Annotated in this window: 18 protein-coding genes and 1 tRNA gene; 6 read left to right on the top strand and 13 right to left on the bottom strand. The window is 72.8% G+C overall.

Annotated features, from left to right (window positions below; genetic code table 11):
- Positions 1 to 46: 46 nt before the first annotated feature.
- A complete protein-coding gene (locus CP982_RS18655; protein WP_150515563.1) occupies positions 47 to 673 on the top strand; it encodes a MerR family transcriptional regulator in 627 nt (208 codons plus the stop codon).
- Positions 674 to 692: 19 nt separating this feature from the next.
- Here the strand turns inward: CP982_RS18655 and CP982_RS18660 are convergent, their stop codons facing one another.
- Positions 693 to 1706, bottom strand: a complete 1014-nt coding sequence (locus tag CP982_RS18660) for a DUF6528 family protein (protein ID WP_150511581.1) — start codon at positions 1704 to 1706, stop codon at positions 693 to 695.
- A 148-nt stretch (positions 1707 to 1854) separates the two neighbouring features.
- Positions 1855 to 2643 carry an exodeoxyribonuclease III gene (locus CP982_RS18665; protein WP_150511582.1) on the bottom strand — a complete coding sequence of 263 codons (789 nt, stop codon included), beginning with the start codon at positions 2641 to 2643 and terminating at the stop codon, positions 1855 to 1857.
- A 75-nt stretch (positions 2644 to 2718) separates the two neighbouring features.
- Here CP982_RS18665 and CP982_RS18670 point away from each other — a divergent pair, with 75 nt between their 5' ends.
- On the top strand, positions 2719 to 3198 hold the full coding sequence (locus CP982_RS18670; protein WP_150511583.1) for a GNAT family N-acetyltransferase: 480 nt from the start codon (positions 2719 to 2721) through the stop codon (positions 3196 to 3198).
- A gap of 79 nt (positions 3199 to 3277) precedes the next feature.
- Here the strand turns inward: CP982_RS18670 and CP982_RS18675 are convergent, their stop codons facing one another.
- The 3 genes from CP982_RS18675 to CP982_RS18685 all read right to left on the bottom strand — a co-directional run bounded on the left by CP982_RS18675 (position 3278) and on the right by CP982_RS18685 (position 5771).
- On the bottom strand, positions 3278 to 4501 hold the full coding sequence (locus CP982_RS18675; RefSeq protein WP_150511584.1) for a sensor histidine kinase: 1224 nt from the start codon (positions 4499 to 4501) through the stop codon (positions 3278 to 3280).
- 13 nt (positions 4502 to 4514) lie between these two features.
- A complete protein-coding gene (locus tag CP982_RS18680) occupies positions 4515 to 4979 on the bottom strand; it encodes a hypothetical protein (protein WP_150511585.1) in 465 nt (154 codons plus the stop codon).
- 84 nt (positions 4980 to 5063) lie between these two features.
- A complete protein-coding gene (locus CP982_RS18685; protein ID WP_150511586.1) occupies positions 5064 to 5771 on the bottom strand; it encodes an FMN-dependent NADH-azoreductase in 708 nt (235 codons plus the stop codon).
- A gap of 75 nt (positions 5772 to 5846) precedes the next feature.
- On the opposite strand from CP982_RS18685, the gene CP982_RS18690 reads away from it, so the two are divergent.
- Positions 5847 to 6737: a sigma-70 family RNA polymerase sigma factor gene (locus CP982_RS18690; RefSeq protein ID WP_150511587.1), complete on the top strand. Its 891-nt coding sequence runs from the start codon at positions 5847 to 5849 to the stop codon at positions 6735 to 6737.
- A 64-nt stretch (positions 6738 to 6801) separates the two neighbouring features.
- Here the strand turns inward: CP982_RS18690 and CP982_RS18695 are convergent.
- The 7 genes from CP982_RS18695 to galU form a co-directional block, all read right to left on the bottom strand.
- Positions 6802 to 6875 (bottom strand) — tRNA-Ala (locus CP982_RS18695).
- Positions 6876 to 6989: 114 nt separating this feature from the next.
- Entirely contained in the window at positions 6990 to 8282 is a 1293-nt protein-coding gene (gene sepX, locus CP982_RS18700; protein WP_150511588.1) for a divisome protein SepX/GlpR, read from the bottom strand.
- Positions 8283 to 8588: 306 nt separating this feature from the next.
- The gene (locus tag CP982_RS18705; RefSeq protein WP_150511589.1) at positions 8589 to 9212 is read right to left on the bottom strand and encodes a GNAT family N-acetyltransferase; all 624 of its coding nucleotides are present in this window, start codon (positions 9210 to 9212) and stop codon (positions 8589 to 8591) included.
- Complete coding sequence (locus CP982_RS18710) at positions 9209 to 9733, bottom strand: MogA/MoaB family molybdenum cofactor biosynthesis protein (RefSeq protein ID WP_150511590.1); 525 nt, start codon at positions 9731 to 9733, stop codon at positions 9209 to 9211. Before CP982_RS18710 ends, CP982_RS18705 begins: the two co-directional genes overlap by 4 nt.
- Positions 9730 to 10221 (bottom strand): cyclic pyranopterin monophosphate synthase MoaC, encoded by a 492-nt coding sequence (gene moaC, locus CP982_RS18715; protein ID WP_144003924.1) that lies wholly within the window; start codon positions 10219 to 10221, stop codon positions 9730 to 9732. The genes CP982_RS18710 and moaC overlap by 4 nt, the downstream gene beginning before the upstream one ends.
- 115 nt (positions 10222 to 10336) lie before the next feature.
- Entirely contained in the window at positions 10337 to 11641 is a 1305-nt protein-coding gene (glp, locus tag CP982_RS18720) for a molybdotransferase-like divisome protein Glp (protein ID WP_229879283.1), read from the bottom strand.
- A 75-nt stretch (positions 11642 to 11716) separates the two neighbouring features.
- Positions 11717 to 12619, bottom strand: coding sequence for a UTP--glucose-1-phosphate uridylyltransferase GalU (gene galU, locus CP982_RS18725; RefSeq protein ID WP_150511592.1), 903 nt, complete (start codon positions 12617 to 12619; stop codon positions 11717 to 11719).
- A 94-nt stretch (positions 12620 to 12713) separates the two neighbouring features.
- Between galU and CP982_RS18730 the strand changes: the two genes are divergently transcribed.
- A complete protein-coding gene (locus CP982_RS18730; RefSeq protein ID WP_150511593.1) occupies positions 12714 to 13325 on the top strand; it encodes a 5-formyltetrahydrofolate cyclo-ligase in 612 nt (203 codons plus the stop codon).
- Positions 13326 to 13407: 82 nt separating this feature from the next.
- Here CP982_RS18730 and CP982_RS18735 read toward each other — a convergent pair whose 3' ends face one another.
- Positions 13408 to 16248 carry a penicillin acylase family protein gene (locus CP982_RS18735; RefSeq protein ID WP_150511594.1) on the bottom strand — a complete coding sequence of 947 codons (2841 nt, stop codon included), beginning with the start codon at positions 16246 to 16248 and terminating at the stop codon, positions 13408 to 13410.
- A gap of 228 nt (positions 16249 to 16476) precedes the next feature.
- Between CP982_RS18735 and CP982_RS18740 the strand changes: the two genes are divergently transcribed.
- Both CP982_RS18740 and CP982_RS18745 read left to right on the top strand, forming a co-directional pair.
- Entirely contained in the window at positions 16477 to 17976 is a 1500-nt protein-coding gene (locus CP982_RS18740) for a potassium/proton antiporter (RefSeq protein WP_150511595.1), read from the top strand.
- Between the two features lie 328 nt (positions 17977 to 18304).
- Entirely contained in the window at positions 18305 to 19570 is a 1266-nt protein-coding gene (locus tag CP982_RS18745; protein ID WP_150511596.1) for an MFS transporter, read from the top strand.
- The last annotated feature ends 65 nt before the right edge of the window (positions 19571 to 19635 follow it).

Here is a 19635-nt window from a genome sequence, read left to right on the forward strand (position 1 = left end):
GGCAGCGGGCACGGGCGGAAGCACGCCGCCGGTGCGCGAGTACCGCATGGACGAGCTGGCCGAGGCGGCCGGGATCACGGTGCGCACCGTGCGCTTCTACCGCGAGCGCGGCCTCATCCCGCCCCCGCGCCGCGAGGGCCGCATCGCCTGGTACGACGACCACCACCTGGCACGCCTGCGCACCATCGCCGCCCTCCTGGAGCGCGGCCACACCCTCCAGGGCATCGCCGAGCTGGCCGAGGCCTTCGAGAAGGGCCGCGACGTGGCCGAACTCCTGGGCATCGACGGCCCGTCGGAGGAGACCCCGGTCCGCCTCACCCCCGAGGAGCTGGCCGACCGCTTCGCGGGCCAGGTCACCCCGGAGAACCTGTCCGCCGCGATGGAGTTCGGCTATCTGGGCACCGACGGCGACGACATCGTGCACATCAGCCACCGTCTGCTCGACGCCTCGGCCGCCCTGGTGCGCAAGGGCATCCCGCTGGCGTCCGTCATGGAGGCGGGCCAGCGCATCCGTGAACACGCGGACGCGCTGGCCGAGTTGTTCATCGCGTTCACCGTCGAGCACGCCGCCGAGCACCCGGAGGTGACTCCGGAGGAGCTGCGCCCGCTCGCCAAGAGCGTGGTGGAGGCGGAGCTGTCCCTGGCTCTCGACCGGCGTCTGCACAAGCCCTGAGCCGCGCGCGCGTCGCCGCTCAGGCCGGAAGCCACCAACGGGCCTTGTAGATGCCCCCGCCGGCCAGGCGGTAGCTACCGGCGGGCCGGTGCACCGTGACCCGCGTCGTCCACCAGGTCTCCCCCAGGCCGCCCTCCGGCACGGTGCTGAGCACCTGCCCGGTGCGCGGGTCGTTGCCGACCGCCTTCACCTTCGCCCGGTCGATGAGCCCGTGCCCCGGGTAGTCGCGTACGAACGCTCCCGTCCGCTTCTCGTACTGGAAGACGGCCGCGTTGGTCGTCACCCACAGCCTGCCCGGCCGCCCCGCCACCGGGAACAGGTCGTGGCCGCCCGCCGTCCTGCCCGGCACGGCCACCGGCAGCGGGGTGGCGGAGGTCTGCGCCAGGACGGGCCGCGCGGGCTCCCCGCCGACCTCGTACGTCACGAGGTCGTCGTCGCCGACGGCCCACAGGACGCGCCGCGCCCGGTCCCAGTGCAGACCGTGCGCGCCCTTGAGGCGGGCCTCCGCGTACCGCGCGGCGTACGGCCCGCACGAGGCGGCGTACAGGCGCACGAGGGCGCCGGTGCTGCACGCGACGGCCACGTTGCCGTCGGGCAGCACCTCGGCGCTGTGCGGGTTGAACAGGTCGTCGCCGGGGCCGATCGCGGTCCCCCAGTAGCGGCGGCCCGACGGGTACTCCACGGCTGCCACGAACCCGAAGGACGCCGTCGTCAGGACCAGGGTGCGGCCCCGCAGCCGCCGCGGCTTCGCCTCGCACGGGTAGACCCAGCTCGCCTCGGGCCGCAGGTCCGCGTAGCGCGGGTCGCCCAGGGGCGAGAACTGCCAGCGCACCACGGACGGGTCGGCGGCCGGGTCCCACTCGCGCCGCCTCGGGTCGAGCACGAGCAGCCGCCTGCTCGCCTGCTCGGTGACGAGGACGGGCGGGGTGCCCGGGGGCACGCCGCCCGCCGCGGCCACGGCCGGAGCCGCCCCCAGCGCACCCGCGGCGCCCGCTCCGATCAGAAAACTCCGTCTGGAAAGACCAGCAGCCATGAAGCCCCCTCGCCCGACCGGCAGTTGACGCGCTCGCCATGTACGCGACCGCAATCTGCCATGCCGCACGGGGGCGGGACAGCCCTCCGCCGGACCTTTCACCGACGGTTCGCCCGGAGGGCGCAACCCGGCCCCCTCCGCGAGCGGCCTACTCGTAGACGACGGTCACCGGGGCGTGGTCCGACCAGCGCTCGGCGTGCGTCGCGGCCCGCTCGACGAAGCCCTTGACCGCGCGGTCCACCAGGCCGGGCGTCGCCACGTGGTAGTCGATGCGCCAGCCCGTGTCGTTGTCGAAGGCGCGGCCGCGGTAGGACCACCACGAGTACGGGCCCTCGACGTCCGGGTGCAGGACCCGCATGACGTCGCCGAACTCGGCGAACACGTCCGACATCCAGGCGCGCTCCTCCGGCAGGAACCCGGAGTTCTTCTTGTTGCCCCGCCAGTTCTTGAGGTCGGCCTCCTGGTGGGCGATGTTCCAGTCGCCGCAGACGAGGACCTCGCGGCCGTCGGCGGCGGCCCGCGCCTTCAGGTCCTTCAGATGCGCGAGGAACTCCCCCATGAACCGGACCTTCTCGTCCTGCCGCTCGGTGCCGACCTCACCGGAGGGCAGGTACAGGCTCGCGACCGTGACGCCCGGCAGATCGGCCTCCACATAGCGGCCGCTCGCGTCGAACTCGGCGGACCCGAAGCCGACCCGCACGCGCTCCGGCTCGCGCCGCGTGTACAGCGAGACGCCCGCGCGGCCCTTCGCCGCGGCCGGGGCGTGCGTCACGTGCCAGCCGTCGGGCGCGCGCACCTCGTCCGGCAGCTGGTGCGGCTCGGCCCGCACCTCCTGCAGGCACAGCACGTCGGCGTCGGTACCGCCGAGCCACTCCACGAACCCCTTCTTGGCGGCGGCTCGAAGGCCGTTCACATTCACGCTGGTCACAGTGAGCATCCCGGCACCCTACCGGCACACTGGAGGCTGCCACCGCAGCCACCACACCTCATGCATAGGGATACGATTCACAGCATGGACATACGTCAGGTCGCCTTCGACCACCCCGACGCCGTGAAGCTCAACGACCGTGTCCAGGCCGAGTACGCCGAGCGCTACGGGGACGAGGGCGATGTCACGCCCCTCGACCCGTCGATGTTCCGGCCCCCGCACGGCCTCTACCTCCTCGCGTACGACGCCGCGGACGCGCCCGTGGCGACGGGCGGCTGGCGCGTGATGGACCAGAACGGCGAGGGGTACGCCGACGGCGACGCCGAGATCAAGCGCATGTACGTCGTCCCCGAGGCGCGGGGCCTCGGGCTCGCCCGGCGCATCCTGGCCGCCCTGGAGGACGACGCCCGCGCGGCGGGGCGGGCCCGCATGGTCCTCGAAACCGGCACCAAGCAGCCGGAGGCCATCGCCCTCTACGCCTCCAGCGGCTACGCCCTGTGCGACCGCTTCGGCTACTACCGCTTCCACGACCTGAGCCGCTGCTACGCCAAGCCCTTGCGCTGAGCGCTTCGCTGGAGCGGCGTGCCCGGGCCGTCGCTCGCCTGCCGGCCCGTTGTGGCTGATCGCGCAGTTCCCCGCGCCCCTACGGGGCCCTGCCCCCGGAGGGCCGCCGCACCGCAGCACTGAGGTCAAGCGTGGCGACGGCCCCACCCCCCTCATTGGCGAAGCGCACGGTCGCGCCCAGCACCCGCGCCTGCCCCAGCGCGATGGTCAGGCCGAGCCCAAGACCCGTCTCCCTCGCCCCCGTGCGAAACCGCTGCGGCCCCCCGGCCAGCAGCGCCTCGGGAAACCCGTCCCCCCGGTCCCGCACGGACACCACGCCCCCGTCCACCGACACCACCACCGGCACCCGCCCGTGCCGCATCGCGTTGGTGACGAAGTTGGCCACGATCCGCTCCACCCGCCGCGGATCGGTCTCCACCTCCACGTCCCGCACCACCCGCACGGACACCCCCTCCGCGTCCCCCACCGCCCCGCCCACGGCCCGCCGCACCACGCCCGCGAGCCCGCACACCTCTGTGCGCACCTCCTCGCTCGCCGCGTCGAGCCGCGCCACCTCGATCACGTCGTCGACCAGCTCCCGCAGCCGCCCCGCGGCCTCCCGCACCAGCTCGGCGGGGCGCCCGGGCGGCAGCAGGCCCGCCGCCGTGACCATGCCCGCGACGGGCGTCCGCAGCTCGTGGGCGATGTTCGCGGTGACCTCGCGCTCGGCCCGGAGCCGCCCGGCGAGCGCGTCCGCCATGGTGTTCACGGCGGCGGCGAGCCGGGTGATCTCGTCCTTGCCGTGCAGCGGAAGGCGTGCCGTCAGATCGCCGTCCGCGATCCGCTGCGCCGCGTCCGCCTTCGCGGTGAGCCGGTGCCCCAGGCGCGTCGCGACGAGCAGCCCGGCCACGCAGGCGAGCGCGGTGCCGATGCCGCCCGCGGCCCACAGGACCCGGTCGAGATCGCGTACCGTATCGGTCTCCCAGCGGTACGGCCGCTTCACCGCGACGATCTCGTCCCGGTACCCGCTGGCCGCCCACAGCTGCGGCAGCTTCCCGCTCCGGTCGAGGTACACGCCCCACTTGCCGGCCCGCGCCGCGCGCGCGAGGGGCCTCGGCAGATCGGGCGGATCGATGAGGGTGCGGTCGCCGTCGATCCCGGCCGCGTGGTCCTGCACGGCGGTCCGCAGCCGCTCCCCCGCCTGGCTGCGCGCGCTCGCGTACTGCGCCTCGACGGTGCGGTGGTGCACGAGCAGCCCGATCACCACGGACACGACGGCCGCCGTGCCCGCGATGGCCAGGCCGATCTTCGTCCGCAGTCCCATGGGCGCCCCGGCCTCAGAAGTCCGGCGCCATCAGGCGGATGCCCTGGAACTGCACGTTCACGGCGGCGGGCGGCAGCACCTCGGGCTTCGCCGGCTCGACGGTCGCCCGCCGGTAGGAGGCGGCGGAGTCGTCCCGCTCGACCCCGCTGAGCGTCAGCGTCGCCTCGTACGGCTCCCGGCCGCACCCCGGCAGGCACCAGGTGCCGCTGAGCCGCCCCGTGGCCCGTGCGGTGGGCCCGCCCCAGTCCTTCCAGCGCAGCGCCGACATGGCCACGTCGTCGGAGACGCCGAAGACCGTGGGCCGCTGCAGGGGCCGCGCGAGGGCGTCCGCGACGTACACCGGGCCGCTGATCCGCGTCGGTTTGAGCGCGGACCCCTCGACGTGCAGCCCCTCGTGCTCCGCGCAGCCCCCGGCGAGCACGGCGGCGAGCGCCGCCCCGCCGACGGCACCGGCACGCCTCTTCCAGCTGCCCACCATGCGACCAAGGTAACGATCACCTCATGGCGGCACGCGCGGAGACCAGCCGGAGGAGGGACGCCCTGCCACAGGGCCGCGCCGGGCCTAGAACGACTCCGCCAGCTCCCCCATCGCCTCCCTGGCCCCGGCGAGCGACCGCTCCCCCAGCTCACGGAACCGCCCGAGCGCCGGGATGTCCCGGGCCCGCGTCAGCTCGGCCCGCACCACGCGCAGGTTCTCCCCCGCGACCCCGAGCGTCGCGAAGTACGCCCGCAGATACGGCAGCTGGAAGTCGCACCCCTCGCGCGGCGTGCCAGGACCGTAGCCGCCCCCGCACGCGGCGGCCACCACGACCCGGGTACCGGCGAGCAGCGGCCGCCCGTCGTCCGGGTCGACGTACGCGCCGGGGAAGGAGACCCGGTCGATCCAGGCCTTGAGCGCGGCGGAGACGGAGAAGTTGTACATGGGGGCGCCGACGAGCAGCGTCGTGGCCTCCCGCACCTGGGTGACCAGCGGCAGCGTTGCCGCCCACTCCCGCTCCTCCTCGGCGCCCTCGGCGAGGGCGGCCACCTTCTCCAGCGGCACCGCGCCCTGCCGCTCCGCGCGGATCCCGAGCCGGACGTACCCCTCGCCGACGAGCGGTACGGGCTCCGCGGTCAGGTCCCGGTACCGGTAGGCGGCGCCCGGGTGCCGCGCCAGCCAGCCGCGCGCGTAGGCAGCTCCGAGCTCCCGGGTCACCGAACCCGCGCGCCGGTCCGCGCTGGAGTCCAGGTGCAGCAGCACCGGCGTCCCGGCCTTCACGTCCTCATCCATGATCGTCACTCCTGTCACCACAAGGTGGTTGGCTACGTCACGGCCCTGACGGAGCGACCCGGGAAAAGGTGACCGATGGACGAGCGGAACGAGGCGGACGGCCTCGCGGACCTCTTCGAGACGCACCGCGGCCGTCTGCGGGCCGTCGCGTACCGCATGCTCGGCTCCGTCGCCGAGGCCGACGACGCCGTGCAGGAGACCTGGCTGCGGCTCGCCCGCAGCGACGCCGGGGACATCGCGAACCTGCCCGGCTGGCTGACGACAGTCGTCTCCCGCATCTGCCTCGACACGCTGCGCACGCGCGCCTCGCGCCGCGAGGAGTTCGCGTCCGACGAAGGCGCCCTCGACCGCGTCCCCAGCCACGCCACGCCCGCCCCCGAGGAGGAGGCCGTCCTGGTCGAGTCCGTGGGCCGGGCCCTGCTCGTGGTCCTCGACCGGCTCGGCCCCGCCGAACGGGTCGCGTTCGTGCTGCACGACACCTTCGCGGTGCCCTTCGACCGGATCGCCCCCATCGTGGAGCGCTCCCCCGTCGCCACCAAGAAGCTGGCGAGCCGCGCCCGCCAGAAGGTCCGCGGCACCCCCGCCCTGCCCGACGCGGAACTCGCCCGGCACCGCGACGTCGTGGAGGCCTTCCTCAGCGCGGCCCGCTGCGGCGACCTCACCGCGCTCCTCGCGGTCCTGGCCCCCGACGTCGTCCGCCGCGCCGAGGCCGCGGCGCTGCCCGCGGGCGCCCTGGCCGAGATCCGCGGCGCCGACGCCGTCGCCCGCGAGACGGTCCTGCTCACCCGCAACGCCCTGGTCGCCGCCCCGGCCCTGGTCGACGGCCGCCCCGGCCTGATCGTCGCCCCGCACGGCCGTCTGCTCCTGGCCCTGACCCTCACGATCGAGGCCGGCCGCGTCACGGCGTACGACGTGATCGCCACCCCGGCCCGCCTGCGCGCACTCGACCTCGCGGTCCTCGCGTAAGAGGGGAGGGCACAACGCAAAGATCCCGCCCGATCTTTCGATCGGGCGGGATCTTCATGTGCAGTGGACCTGAGGGGATTTGAACCCCTGGCCCCCTCGATGCGAACGAGGTGCGCTACCGGACTGCGCCACAGGCCCTTGCAACGAGTGAAACTCTAGCACCCCCGACGGGGTGCTTGGAAATCCGCTCCCCCGCTGGTCAGCGAGCGGGACCCGGCGGCGGCGCGACGGGATCCCGGGGTGTGCCGCGGGTCACTCGTTCGCGGCGCGCGGGCGGCCGTCGGCGGAGGCGGCGTCGTCGTACTGGTCGAACAGCGGGGTGCGGCCGCGCTCGCGGGAGCGGCGGGCGGACGCGGCCCGGCGGGCGTCGCTGCGGGTGTCGTCCGCGACGGCCTCGGTCCGCTCCTCCGGCGCCGGGTGCTCGCGCCCGGACCGCTCCGACCGGTCCTGCTCGGCGCGGTCCGCCGTGCCGTCCGCGGCCGGTTCCACCGTGCTCGACCGGGCCGAGCTCCAGGTGTCGGGCGCGCCCAGGTCGACGCTGCCGGTGGCGCGCGGGGCGACCGGGGCCGTCACGTACGTCGGCAGGGGCACCGGGACCGGGTCCCAGCTGTCGCCGCGGTCGGGGCCGTGCCGCCGCTCGCGCTGCTGGTCGACCCACTCGGCGTGGTCGGTCTGCTCGACGAGCGCGCGCCGGTCGGCGGCGAGCGCGGACAGACCGGGGTCGGCCTCCGCGACGGGCTCCTCGGCGACGGGTTCGGCGCTCTGCTCGCGCCGGCGCGGCTGCCGCTCGCGCAGCTGCCGCGCGGCGGCCTCGGCCCGGCGCCGGTCCATCGTGTACGTGAAGCGCCGCCGCTCCTGGCGGCGCAGATAGACGATGTACGCGCTCAGCAGCGCCGCGGGCACGCCGGGCACCCACAGGAGCGCGACACCGCCGACCGCGGCGGCGACCGCCCCGAGCGTGAAGGCGAAGAACAGCATCACGGTGGTGCGGCGGCGACGCGCCAGGACCTTGGAGCGCCGGGCCCGCGCGGCGGCCTCGGCGGCGCCGCGTGCGGCCTGCCGCTCGGCGGCCGCGCTCCGGGGGCCCTGCCGGTGGGCCTGCGGGCGGTCGGGGGCCGGACGGCCCGGACCCCGGCGCTCGCGCTGGGGCGCCCCTTCCGGCGCGGACGGCTCCCGGCCGTGCGGCTCCGTGTCCACGCCCGCCTGGTGCCGGGGCCGCTGCCGCCCCGTCGCCCGGCCGCGCGGCTCGGTCGCCACGTCCTCGTCCGGGAGCATGGCGAAGGACCGGACGTCCACCGAGTCGGTGGCTGCGTCCGGTTCGGCGCGCGACTCCTCCTCGTCGGACGAGTCGGACGTGCGCGCGCGCAGGTCCTTGGCGTATCGGCGCTCCATGCCCGCCCGTCCGGACAGCAGCCGGATGGCGGTGCTGAAGCGTTCCGTCGGACGGGCTTCATTGAGCTCGTCCTGCCTACGGAGCCACATCGGCACCAAGTAGGCGGCCCAGGCCCCGACGATGACTGCGTAGAAGAGGCCGCTGCTGCTCACGCCTCACACGGTAGAGGGGTTTTGTCGAGGCCATCCGCCAATTGGGCCGGTGTGTCGCACGATCTGGCTGATATCTCAAACTTTTTTTCCGACTGGTGCGATCAACAGCCCGACGACGCAAGGAATTTAACGGCCGCTCACCGACCAATTTCGAACAGGTATTTCATTTATGAGAGAGGCAGCATCCCCGCCGGTCGGCGGTCGGGGCGCGCCAACTCGCGCCGCCCGCGCGCCAAAGCGCCCTGGTGGGCGCCGTCACGCTCGCTCCCGGGCGACCCGTCACGCCCGCCCCGCGCACACGGTCCGCTACGCGGTGTGCCGGGGCCGGGCCCGGTGCCAGCGGTGCAGCAGGCCCTCCGGGACCTCCTCCACGGTGAGCGCGAACACGAGGTGGTCGCGCCAGGCTCCGTCGATGTGAAGATATCGTGGACGAAGCCCCTCCTCGCGGAATCCGAGTTTCTCCACGACCCGGCGGCTCGGCGCGTTCTCCGGCCGAATGCAGACCTCGACGCGGTGCAGTCCGACCGTCCGGAAGCAGTGGTCGACGACGAGCGCCACGGCCGTCGGCATCACCCCGCGCCCCGCCACGGACTCGTCCACCCAGTACCCGACGTGCCCCGAGCACATCGAACCCCAGGTGATCCCGGCGACCGTCAACTGCCCGACGAGCCGCCCCTGGTACTCGATGACGAACGGCAGCATCCGGCCCGCGCCCGCCTCCGCCCGCAGATGCCGGACCATCTGGCGGTACGTGGGCCGGTGCGCGACCGGGCCGCCGGGGGTGGGCGGCGGGATCGTGGCCTCCCAGGGGCGCAGCCAGTCGCGGTTGCGCCGGTTGACCTCGCGCCAGGCGCGCTGGTCGCGCAGCTTTATGGGGCGGAGGGTGACGTCACCGTCCGTCAGCTCGGCGGGCCAGCTGGGGCTGTTCAGCTCGCACCCCCGTCGGTTCTCGGGTGGTCGCCGCCGCGCAGCTGGTCGACGGCGTGCGTGAGGAGCGGCCCCAGGACCGCCAGGCCGTCGCGCACGCCGCCGCTGGAACCCGGCAGGTTCACGATCAAGGTGCGGCCCGCGACCCCGGCGAGGCCCCGGGAGAGCGCGGCCGTGGGCACCTTCTCGCGGCCGTACGCGCGGATCGCCTCCGGGATCCCCGGCACCTCGTGGTCGAGGACGCCACGGGTCGCCTCGGGCGTGCGGTCGGTGGGCGAGACGCCGGTGCCGCCGGTGGTGAGGATGACGTCGTACGCGGCCTCCACCCCGGCGCGCAGCGCCGCCGCCACGGGCTCGCCGTCGGGCACGACCTGGGGTCCTTCGACGGCGAAGCCGAGCGCGGCGAGCCCCTCGGCGAGGATCGGGCCGCCCTTGTCGGCGTAGACACCGGCGGCGGCGCGGTTGGACGCGGTGATGACGAGGGCGCGGTACGGGGCCGGAGGGCCCGGGGCGGCGGCGCTCACGCGCCCGCTCCCTCGCGGCTCCAGGTGCCGGACTTGCCGCCCGTCTTCTCCTCCACCCGTACGTCCGTGATGACGGCCCCCTTGTCGACGGCCTTCACCATGTCGACGACCGTGAGCGCGGCGACGCTCACCGCCGTGAGGGCCTCCATCTCCACGCCCGTGCGGTCGGTCGTCTTCACGGTGGCGGTGATCTCCACGGCGTCGTCCGCGACGGACAGGTCGAGCTTCACCCCGGAGACCGCGAGCGGGTGGCACAGCGGGATCAGGTCGGGCGTGCGCTTGGCGCCCATGATGCCCGCGATCCGGGCCGTCGCCAGGGCGTCGCCCTTCGGGACGCCCTCGCCGCGCAGCAGCTCGATCACGCGTGGCGCGACCAGGACGCGCCCGCTCGCCCGCGCGGTGCGCGCGGTCACGTCCTTCTCCGATACGTCGACCATGCGGGCGGCGCCCGCTTCGTCGATGTGCGTCAGTCCCTGCTGGCTGCTCATGTGCTGTGGCGCTCCTGGTCCGGACCCCGCGCGGGCGCGCGGCCTGCTGTGCGCGACACCGTACCGCCCGCCCGTGCCGCGCGGTCGCCCCGCCCGATCCGGCGCCGGGCCGGGGTCAGCCGAGGAGCACGACGTCGACCTCCGCGCCCGGCTCGACCGACGTCGTGTCCTCGGGGACGACGATCAGCGCGTCCGCCTGCGCGAGGGCGGCGACGAGATGCGACCCGCTGCCGCCGACGGGCGTCACCGTGCCCGCCTCCGCGTCGTGGCGGCCGCGCAGGAACTGGCGCTTCCCGGACGGCGACGTGAGCGCCTGCGCGGTGCTCAGCCGGGCCCGGGCGGTGGCCCTGTGCACGTCCGGCAGGCCCATCAGGGCGCGCACGGCGGGGCGCACGAAGACCTCGAAGGAGACGTACGACGACACGGGGTTGCCCGGGAGGGCGAGGAGCGGGGTGTGGTCGGGGCCGATCGAGCCGAAGCCCTGCGGCTTGCCCGGCTGCATGGCGAGCTTGCGGAACTCCACGCCGCCGCCCGCCCCGAGGCCCTCCTCGTCGTCCGGGTCGCCGAGGGCGGAGAGGGCCTCCTTGACGACGTCGTACGCGCCGACGCTGACGCCGCCCGTGGTCACCACCAGGTCGGCGCGGATGAGCTGGTCCTCGATGGTGGAGCGCAGCGTCTCCGCGTCGTCGGCGACGGCGCCCACCCGGTAGGCGATCGCCCCGGCCTCGCGGGCGGCGGCCGTGAGGGAGAAGCTGTTGGAGTCGTAGATCTGACCGTCGGCCAGTTCCTCGCCGGGCTGGACCAGTTCGCTGCCGGTGGACAGGACGACCACGCGCGGGCGCGGGCGGACCGTGACCGTGCCCCGGCCGATCGCGGCGAGCAGGGCGATCTGCGGGGCGCCGAGGACCGTCCCCGCGGACAGCGCGCGGTCTCCCGCGCGCACGTCGCTGCCCCGCGCGCGGACGTGCGCGCGTGCCTTCGCCGGGCGATAGACCCGGACCTCGCCCGAGGCGCCCTCGGGGGCCGCGCTGTGGGCCCGCATCCCGGAGACGGGGCCCTCGCCGAGCCCGCCGTCGGTCCACTCCACGGGCACGACGGCCTCGGCGCCGGGCGGCAGCGGGGCGCCGGTCATGATGCGGGCGGCCTGGCCGGGGCCGACGGCGGGCTGCTCGCCCTGCCCGGCGGCGACGTCCCCGACGACGGTCAGGACGGCGGGGAACTCCTCGCCCGCGCCCGCGACGTCGGCGGCCCGGACCGCGTACCCGTCCATGGAGCTGTTGTCGAAGGGCGGCAGCGACACGGGCACCGTGACGTCCTCGACCAGGACGCAGCCCTGGGCGTCGAGGAGCTGGAGCTCGATGGGCTCCAGCGGGCGGACGGCCGCCAGGATGTCCTCCAGGTGCTCGTCCACCGACCACACGTGCTCCCGGCCGGTGTCCTGCCCGCGGTGCGTCCCGGTGCCGTCGTGCGTCGTCGTGCCGCTGCTGCTCAAGTGCTACATCTCCTCGGTGACGTAACTGCGGAGCCAGGCCTTGAAATCCGGGCCCAGGTCTTCACGTTCGCACGCGAGTCTGACAATGGCACGCAGATAGTCGCCGCGGTCGCCGGTGTCATAGCGGCGGCCCTTGAAGACCACGCCGTGCACCGGGCCGCCGATCTTCTCGTCGGCCGCGAGCTGCTGGAGGGCGTCGGTCAGCTGGATCTCGCCGCCGCGGCCCGGCTCGGTCGTGCGCAGTATGTCGAAGATGTGCGGGTCGAGGACGTACCGGCCGATGATCGCGTAGTTCGAGGGGGCGTCCGCCACGTCCGGCTTCTCGACCAGGTCGGTCACCTTCACGACGTCGTCCTCGTCGGTGGCCTCGACCGCGGCGCAGCCGTAGAGGTGGATCTGCTCCGGCGCGACCTCCATGAGGGCGATGACGCTGCCGCCGCACCGGTCCTGGATCTCGACCATGCGGGCGAGCAGCGGGTCGCGCGGGTCGATCAGGTCGTCGCCCAGGAGCACCGCGAAGGGCTCGCGGCCCACGTGCGGGGCGGCGCACAGGACGGCGTGGCCGAGGCCCCTGGGGTCGCCCTGGCGGACGTAGTGCATGGTGGCGAGGTCGCTGGACTCCTGGACCTTCGCGAGCCGGGATTCGTCGCCCTTCTTCTCCAGGGCGGACTCCAGCTCGTAGTTGCGGTCGAAGTGGTCCTCCAGGGGACGCTTGTTGCGACCCGTGATCATGAGGACGTCGTCCAGGCCCGCGGCGACCGCCTCCTCCACCACGTACTGGATCGCCGGCTTGTCGACGACCGGCAGCATTTCCTTGGGCGTGGCCTTGGTTGCGGGCAGGAAGCGCGTGCCAAGACCAGCTGCGGGGATGACAGCCTTGGTGATCTTGGGGTGAGACTCAGTCATGCCCGTCACCATATCCGGTGCCTATGCGAAGAATCTGCGGCTCCGGATTATTGGCCCACATGTGAGCACAATAGGAAGGATGTGTGACTTCGTCATGGATCACCCCGACTCAGGCAAGGGAATCAAGCGCACATTGCGGGGAGAGATCCTCGCGGTGAGACGGGGGTTGCCGAAAGATGACGCGCACGAGGCGGCGGCCCGCCTCGCCGAGCGCGCGCTGGAACTGCCCGAACTCGCCACGGCCCGTACGGTAGCGGCCTACGTCTCCGTCGGCAGCGAACCGGGCACTCGCGCACTCCTGGACACCCTCCACGCGCGCGGGACCCGCGTCCTGCTGCCCGTGCTGCTCCCGGACAACGACCTGGACTGGGCGGCGTACGACGGACCCGCGTCGCTCGCCCGCGTCCAACACTCGGGGAAGATGGCGCTGTTGGAGCCCTCCGGCCCGCGACTGGGCCCGGACGCCGTCCTGGAGGCCGACACCGTGCTGCTCCCGGGGCTCGCGGTGGACGGGCGCGGGATGCGCCTGGGGCGCGGCGGCGGCTCGTACGACCGGGTCCTGGCACGACTGGAGCGGGCGGGGGCCGACCCCGCGCTCGTCGTGCTCCTGTACGACGCCGAGGTCGTCGCGCACGTCCCCGGAGAGGCGCACGACCGCCCGGTGCGCGCCGTCGTGACGCCTTCAGGGGTACGGCGGTTCGGCTGAGGCCACCGGCCCTCCCTAAGAGGGCGAAAAGCGAAAGGGCCCTCCACGCGCGCGTGGAGGGCCCTTTCGCATCAACTGCCTGTCAGGGCTTCAGCACCAGCGTGTCGCTCGTGCTGTCCTCGACGGCCTTCTTGGAGTACGACCACGGCAACAGCTCGCCCTTGACCCACTTGCTCGTCTGGTCGGTGTAGTGGTCGCTGTAGGCGTGCCCCGAAGCGCCGGTGAGGTTGATCCACTTGGACTTGTCGAAGTCCTTCAGGTTCACCACCATCCGCATCGACGGCACCCAGATGACGCCGTAGCCGCCCGCCGCGTTCCAGCCGGTGGCGTTGACCGTGGCCTCGCCGCCGCCGAGCTTCCAGGGGCCGCGGTTGAGCACGAACTGCAGCCAGCCGGGGCCCTCGGTGCCGAGCGTCTGGTTCTTCAGCGTGAGCCGGTGCAGACGGCCCCAGTTCCAGGTGTCGATGTCCTTGCCGAGCTTGGCCGTCAGGTCCCAGCGGGCGTCCGCGAGAGCCCGTGCGAACAGCTGGTCGCGGTTCTTGGTCTCCTTGTCGGTGCGGTTGCCCGGGGTCTTCCACCAGTCGTTGTCCTCGTCGTTGAGGATCTTGCGGATGACCTCGAAGTAGCGGTCGCCGCCGTCGGGCTGCGCCGAGTCCGCGTCGCGCTCGCCGCACTCGCGGACCTTCTTGTCCTCGTCGGCGGGCCGGGTGTCGCTGGTGTGGTCCACCCACAGGCACTGGCCCTTGACGCGCAGCTCCTTGGGGAGCTTGTTGCCGATCGACAGCTGCAGGATGCTGCGCCAGACGGCGTTGAAGTACGCGGCCGCCGCCGAGTCGGCGTCCTGGGTGTAGTCCCAGCCCTCCAGGAGCTTCTGCGCCTCACGGACGTGCTTGTCGCTGATGTCGACCTTGAGCAGCTTGGGCACGAGCAGGCGTGCGATCTCGCTGCTGTTGTCGGTCTGCATCAGCCGCATGTCCTCCGTGGAGATCTTGCCGCCGTTCTTGGTCTTGGACTTGATCAGGTCCTCGATGCGCTGGCTGCGCGCGCCGTAGCCCCAGTCCGTCGTGAGCTTGTACGGGTACTTGTCGCTGATCACGGCCTGGTTGGCGGTGACGATGTAGCCGCGCTTGGGGTTGTACTCGTAGGGCAGCTCGTCCTGCTCGATGTAGCCGGTCCAGCGGTACTTCGGGTCCCAGCCGGGCGCGGGCAGCGAGCCGTCGCCCTTCCCGCGCGTGGGGATCTTGCCGGGCGCCTGGTAGCCGATGTTGCCCTTGGTGTCGGCGTAGATGAGGTTCTGCGAGGGCACCTCGAAGGAGGCCGCCGCCTTGCGGAACTCCTTGAAGTCCTTGGCCCGGTTGAGCTCGAAGACGGCGTCCATGGACTTGCCGGGCGCGAGCGCGGTCCAGCGCAGCGCGATGCCGTAGCCCTCGCCGCGGTCCGGGGCCGCCGAGTCGACCTGGGCCCTCTTGCCGACCTTGACCAGCTCGTCGTCGCGGTCGGAGATCAGCGGGCCGTTGTTGGTCTCCCGGACGGTGATGGTCTTGGTCTTGCCGCCCGCGACCTTGATCTTCTCCTCGCGGGCGGTGAACGGCAGCACCTTCTCGCCGAACTGGTACCCGTCCGCGGTGAACTTCTCCAGGTAGAGGTCGGTGACGTCGGCGCCCAGGTTCGTCATGCCCCAGGCGATGTCCTGGTTGTGGCCGATGACCACGCCGGGCATCCCGGAGAAGGTGTAGCCGCTGACGTCGTACTGGCACTTCGCCGAGACCGAGCGGCAGTGCAGGCCCATCTGGTACCAGACGGACGGCAGCTGCGGCGCCAGGTGCGGGTCGTTGGCCAGCAGGGGCTTGCCGGTGATGGTGTGGGCGCCGGAGACGACCCACGAGTTGGAGCCGATGCCGTTGCCGTTCGAGCCGAGGCCCGCGTCCGGGACCTCGTCGAGCACGTCGGAGAGGCCGGAGAGCTGCGACTGGAGGCCGCTGGAGGGCTGGCCGCCGCCCGCGACACCGGTGCCGGTGCCGGTGCCGGTGCCCGTACTGCCAGTACCAGTGCTGCCGGTACCGGTGCCGGTGCTGCCGGTACCCATGCCCGTACTGCCGGTACCGGTGCCCGTACCGGTCTGCGACTGCGCGGTGCCCGAGCCGTCGCCGGTGAACTTCTTGGTGACCGGGTCGTACGCGCCCTCCTGGACGATCGGCTTGTTCCGGTCGTACGGGTAGTCCGGGTACAGGTCCTTGATCTGGGACGGGCCGAGGCGGCTCGTCATCAGGGAGCGGTCGATCTCGTCCTGCATGTTGCCGCGCAGGTCCCAGGCCATGGCCTTGAGCCAGGCCACCGAGTCGACGGGCGTCCACTTCTGGGGCTTGTAGTCGTTCTCGAACTCGAGCGCCGCGTACTCGAGCGAGATCTCCTTGCCCTCCTTGCCGTCGAGATAGGCGTTGACCCCCTTGGCGTACGCCTGGAGGTACTTCTTCGTCCCGGGCGAGAGCTTGGAGTCGTACTCCTTCTTGGCCACCCGGTGCCAACCGAGGGTGCGCAGGAATTCATCGGTCTTGACCTGGCTCTTGCCGAACATCTCGGAGAGCCGCCCGGAGGTCATATGGCGGCGGACGTCCATCTCCCAGAAGCGGTCCTGCGCCTGCACGAACCCCTGGGCCATGAACAGGTCCTCGGGGGAGTCGGCGTAGATCTGCGGAATGCCGTTGCCGTCGCGCTTGACGTCGACCGGGCCCTTCAGGCCCTTCAGGTCGATGGTGCCCTTGGTCTGCGGGAAGGAGGCGCGGACGGTGCTGATGCTCCAGTACGCGCCGAAGCCGATGCCGCCGACGACGGCCAGGACCAGGAGGATCACGATCAGTCGGGCTCGGCGCCCCTTCTTCTTCCCGGGCTTAGCGCCGGAAGGGGCGGTGGTGTTGGAGGGCATCGCTGTCCTTGCTGTCCTTCGCGAGCGGCAGTTCGGGGCATGGGCGGGTCCTGGAGTGCTGGAGCAACCATAGGCGCAGGGCGGGACGGCCCCGGACGCGGAGTCGGAAACCGACATCGAACGAAAGTTCGCTCAATGTGGATGAAGTACAGGGGCCCACGTCAAGGAAGCGTTAAAACTTAGGTAAAGTAACGAAGCACCACGGCTCGCACGACGGAAGGAACGCCCCTGTCTGTCCACGACCTCAACCAGCTCCTGCTCGTCTCCTCGCTCGTCCTGCTCGTCGCGGTGGTCGCCGTGCGCATCTCCTCGCGCAGCGGACTGCCCAGCCTGTTGCTCTACCTCGGCATCGGGGTGGCCATGGGCCAGGACGGCATAGGCAACGTCACGTTCAACAACGCACAACTGACCCAGGTCATCGGCTACGCGGCACTCGTCGTGATCCTGGCCGAGGGCGGCCTCGGCACCAAGTGGAGCGAGATCAAACCGGCGCTTCCCGCGGCCGCGTCCCTGGCGCTCGCGGGCGTCGCGGTGAGCGTCGGCGTGACCGCGGCGGCCGCGCACTACCTGGTCGGGCTCGAATGGCGACAGGCGCTCATCATCGGCGCGGTGGTCTCGTCGACGGACGCGGCCGCGGTCTTCTCCGTCCTGCGCAGGGTCCCCCTCCCCTCCCGGGTCACCGGCGTCCTGGAGGCGGAGTCCGGCTTCAACGACGCCCCCGTGGTGATCCTCGTCGTGGCCTTCTCGGCCGCGGGCCCCGTGGACCACTGGTACGTCCTCATCGGCGAGATCGCCCTGGAGCTCGCCATCGGCGCCGCCATCGGCCTCGCGGTGGGCTGGCTCGGCGCCTACGGCCTGCGGCACGTGGCGCTGCCCGCGTCCGGCCTCTACCCGATCGCCGTCATGGCCATCGCCGTGACCTCCTACGCGGCCGGGGCCATGGCCCACGGCAGCGGCTTCCTCGCGGTGTACCTGGCCGCGATGGTCCTCGGCAACGCCAAGCTGCCGCACTGGCCCGCCACCCGGGGCTTCGCCGAAGGGCTCGGCTGGATCGCGCAGATCGGCATGTTCGTCCTGCTCGGCCTGCTGGTCACGCCGCACACCCTGCTCGACGACATCTGGCCCGCCGTCCTCATCGGCCTGGCCCTGACGGTCGTCGCGCGACCCGTCTCGGTCTTCGTGAGCATGCTGCCCTTCACGATGCCCTGGCAGGAGAAGGCGCTGATGTCCTGGGCGGGCCTGCGCGGCGCCGTGCCCATCATCCTCGCCACGATCCCCATGGTGAACGGGGTCGAGAACAGCGAGCGGATCTTCAACATCGTCTTCGTCCTGGTCGTCGTCTACACCCTGATCCAAGGGCCCACGCTGCCGGGACTCGCCAAGGCGCTCGGCCTCGGCAACGGCTCGGGAACCTCCGACCTCGGCATCGAATCGGCCCCCCTGGAGCGGCTGCGCGGCCATCTGCTGTCGGTGCCCGTCCCGGAGGGCTCACTGCTGCACGGCGTCGAGATCAACGAGCTGCGGCTGCCCGCGGGCTCGGCCGTCACCCTCGTCGTACGGGACGAGACCTCGTTCGTGCCGCTGCCCACCACGGTCCTGCGGCACGGCGACGAGCTCTTGGTGGTGGCGACCGAGCCGGCGCGCGACGCGGCCGAGAAGCGGCTGCGCGCGGTGGCCCAGGGCGGCAAGCTCGCGGGCTGGCTGGGGGTGCAGGGAGGGCAGCGGTGACCACAGGCCACGAGTGGCCGGGGGAATCACAGGTGTCGCCGGTCTCACTTCTCGTAATCACAGGCCTCATTTGTGATGTACCTGTATGATGAAGGCGCACTCGGTCCGTCCCGTCAGCGCGCTCTCAGCGCGTCGGCGGCGCGCGTACCGAGACCCACGCACCGACACTGATCGAACCAACTCTGTCTGACGCAGAGCTGGCGCGACCGTATGGCGGCCGCGGCGCCCTCGCAGTGGGCTGCCCGGTATCTACCGCAGTTCTGCGCTAGAGGACAGCTCTCGGCGCCCCCGCACGGGCGCGCTACCAGGCAGCAGAAAGGCATGGGCCGTGGCGTCCACGGTCACTGACCCCCGCCCGGGCTACGGGCAGTTGCTGCGCACCCCCCGCGCCTGGACGTTCCTGCTCCCCGGCTTCGCCGCGCGGCAGCCGTTCGCGATGCTCACCATCTCCATCGTGCTGCTCGTGCAGCACACCACCGGCTCGTACGGCGCCGCGGGTGCCGTCTCCGCCGCCACCGGCGTCTCCATGGCGCTGTTCGCCCCCTTCAGCGGCAAGCTCGCCGACCGGTTCGGGCAGCGTGCCGTGCTGCTGCCCGGCGTCCTCGTGCACACGGCGTCCGGTGTCGCCCTCACCGTGCTCGCGCTGTCCGACGCCCCCTTGTGGGCCCTCTTCGTCGCCGCGGTGCCCACGGGTGCCTCGACGCCGCAGATCGGCCCCATGGTGCGGGCCCGCTGGGGCGTCAAGCTCCAGGGTTCGCCGCTCGCGCAGACGGCCGCCGCCTTCGAGTCCGTCACGGACGAGCTGACCTTCGTGCTCGGCCCGCTGGTGGCGACCGCCCTGTGCACGGGCGTCGACCCGGCCGCCGGACTCCTCACGGAGGCCGGTCTGACCCTGGTGGGCGGCCTGCTGTTCGCCGCCCAGAAGAGCACTCAGCCGCAGCCGGCCGCGGCGGGCCACGCGCGCGTGAAGCACGATTCGGCGCTCCGGGTGCCCGGTGTGCGCGTACTGATCGTGACGTTCCTCGGCATCGGCACGGTCTTCGGAGGCATGCAGGTCTCCCTGGCCGCCTTCACGGAGTCCATCGACCGGCCCGGTCTGAACGGCGTCCTGTACGGCACCTTCGCCGCAGGCAACATGCTCTCCGGGATCATCTGCGGCGCCATCGCCTGGAAGGTCTCCCCGCAGCGGCGGCTCGTCGTCGGCTACACGGCGCTGGCCCTGATGGCCTCCGGCCTGTGGGCCGCGCAGTCGGTGCTCCTGCTGGCCGGGCTCGGCCTGCTCGTCGGCGTCTGCATCGCGCCCGCCCTGATCACGGGCTACACCCTGGTCGACAGCCTGGTCGCGCCGACCGCGCGCACGGAGGCCTTCACCCTGCTCACCGGTGCCGTCGCGCTGGGGCAGGCGGCCGCCGTCACGGTCGCCGGGCAGCTGGAGGACCGCCTCTGGGACGGTGCCGGATTCCTGGTGCCGCTCGGCGGCACCGTGCTCGCTCTGGCCGTGCTGCTGACTCTGCGTTCGCGGCTCACGCCGCCGGGCACGGGCCGGACCGTCGCACGTGGCGTGGGTCACCGCGTACCGGTGACGGTGGACTGAACCCGCGGAATACGTCACTATGGACCGTCGTTAGCACTCATCGAGTGAGAGTGCCAGGAGGAAGC

The organism is Streptomyces spectabilis (assembly GCF_008704795.1).
Taxonomy (GTDB): Bacteria; Actinomycetota; Actinomycetes; order Streptomycetales; family Streptomycetaceae; genus Streptomyces; species Streptomyces spectabilis.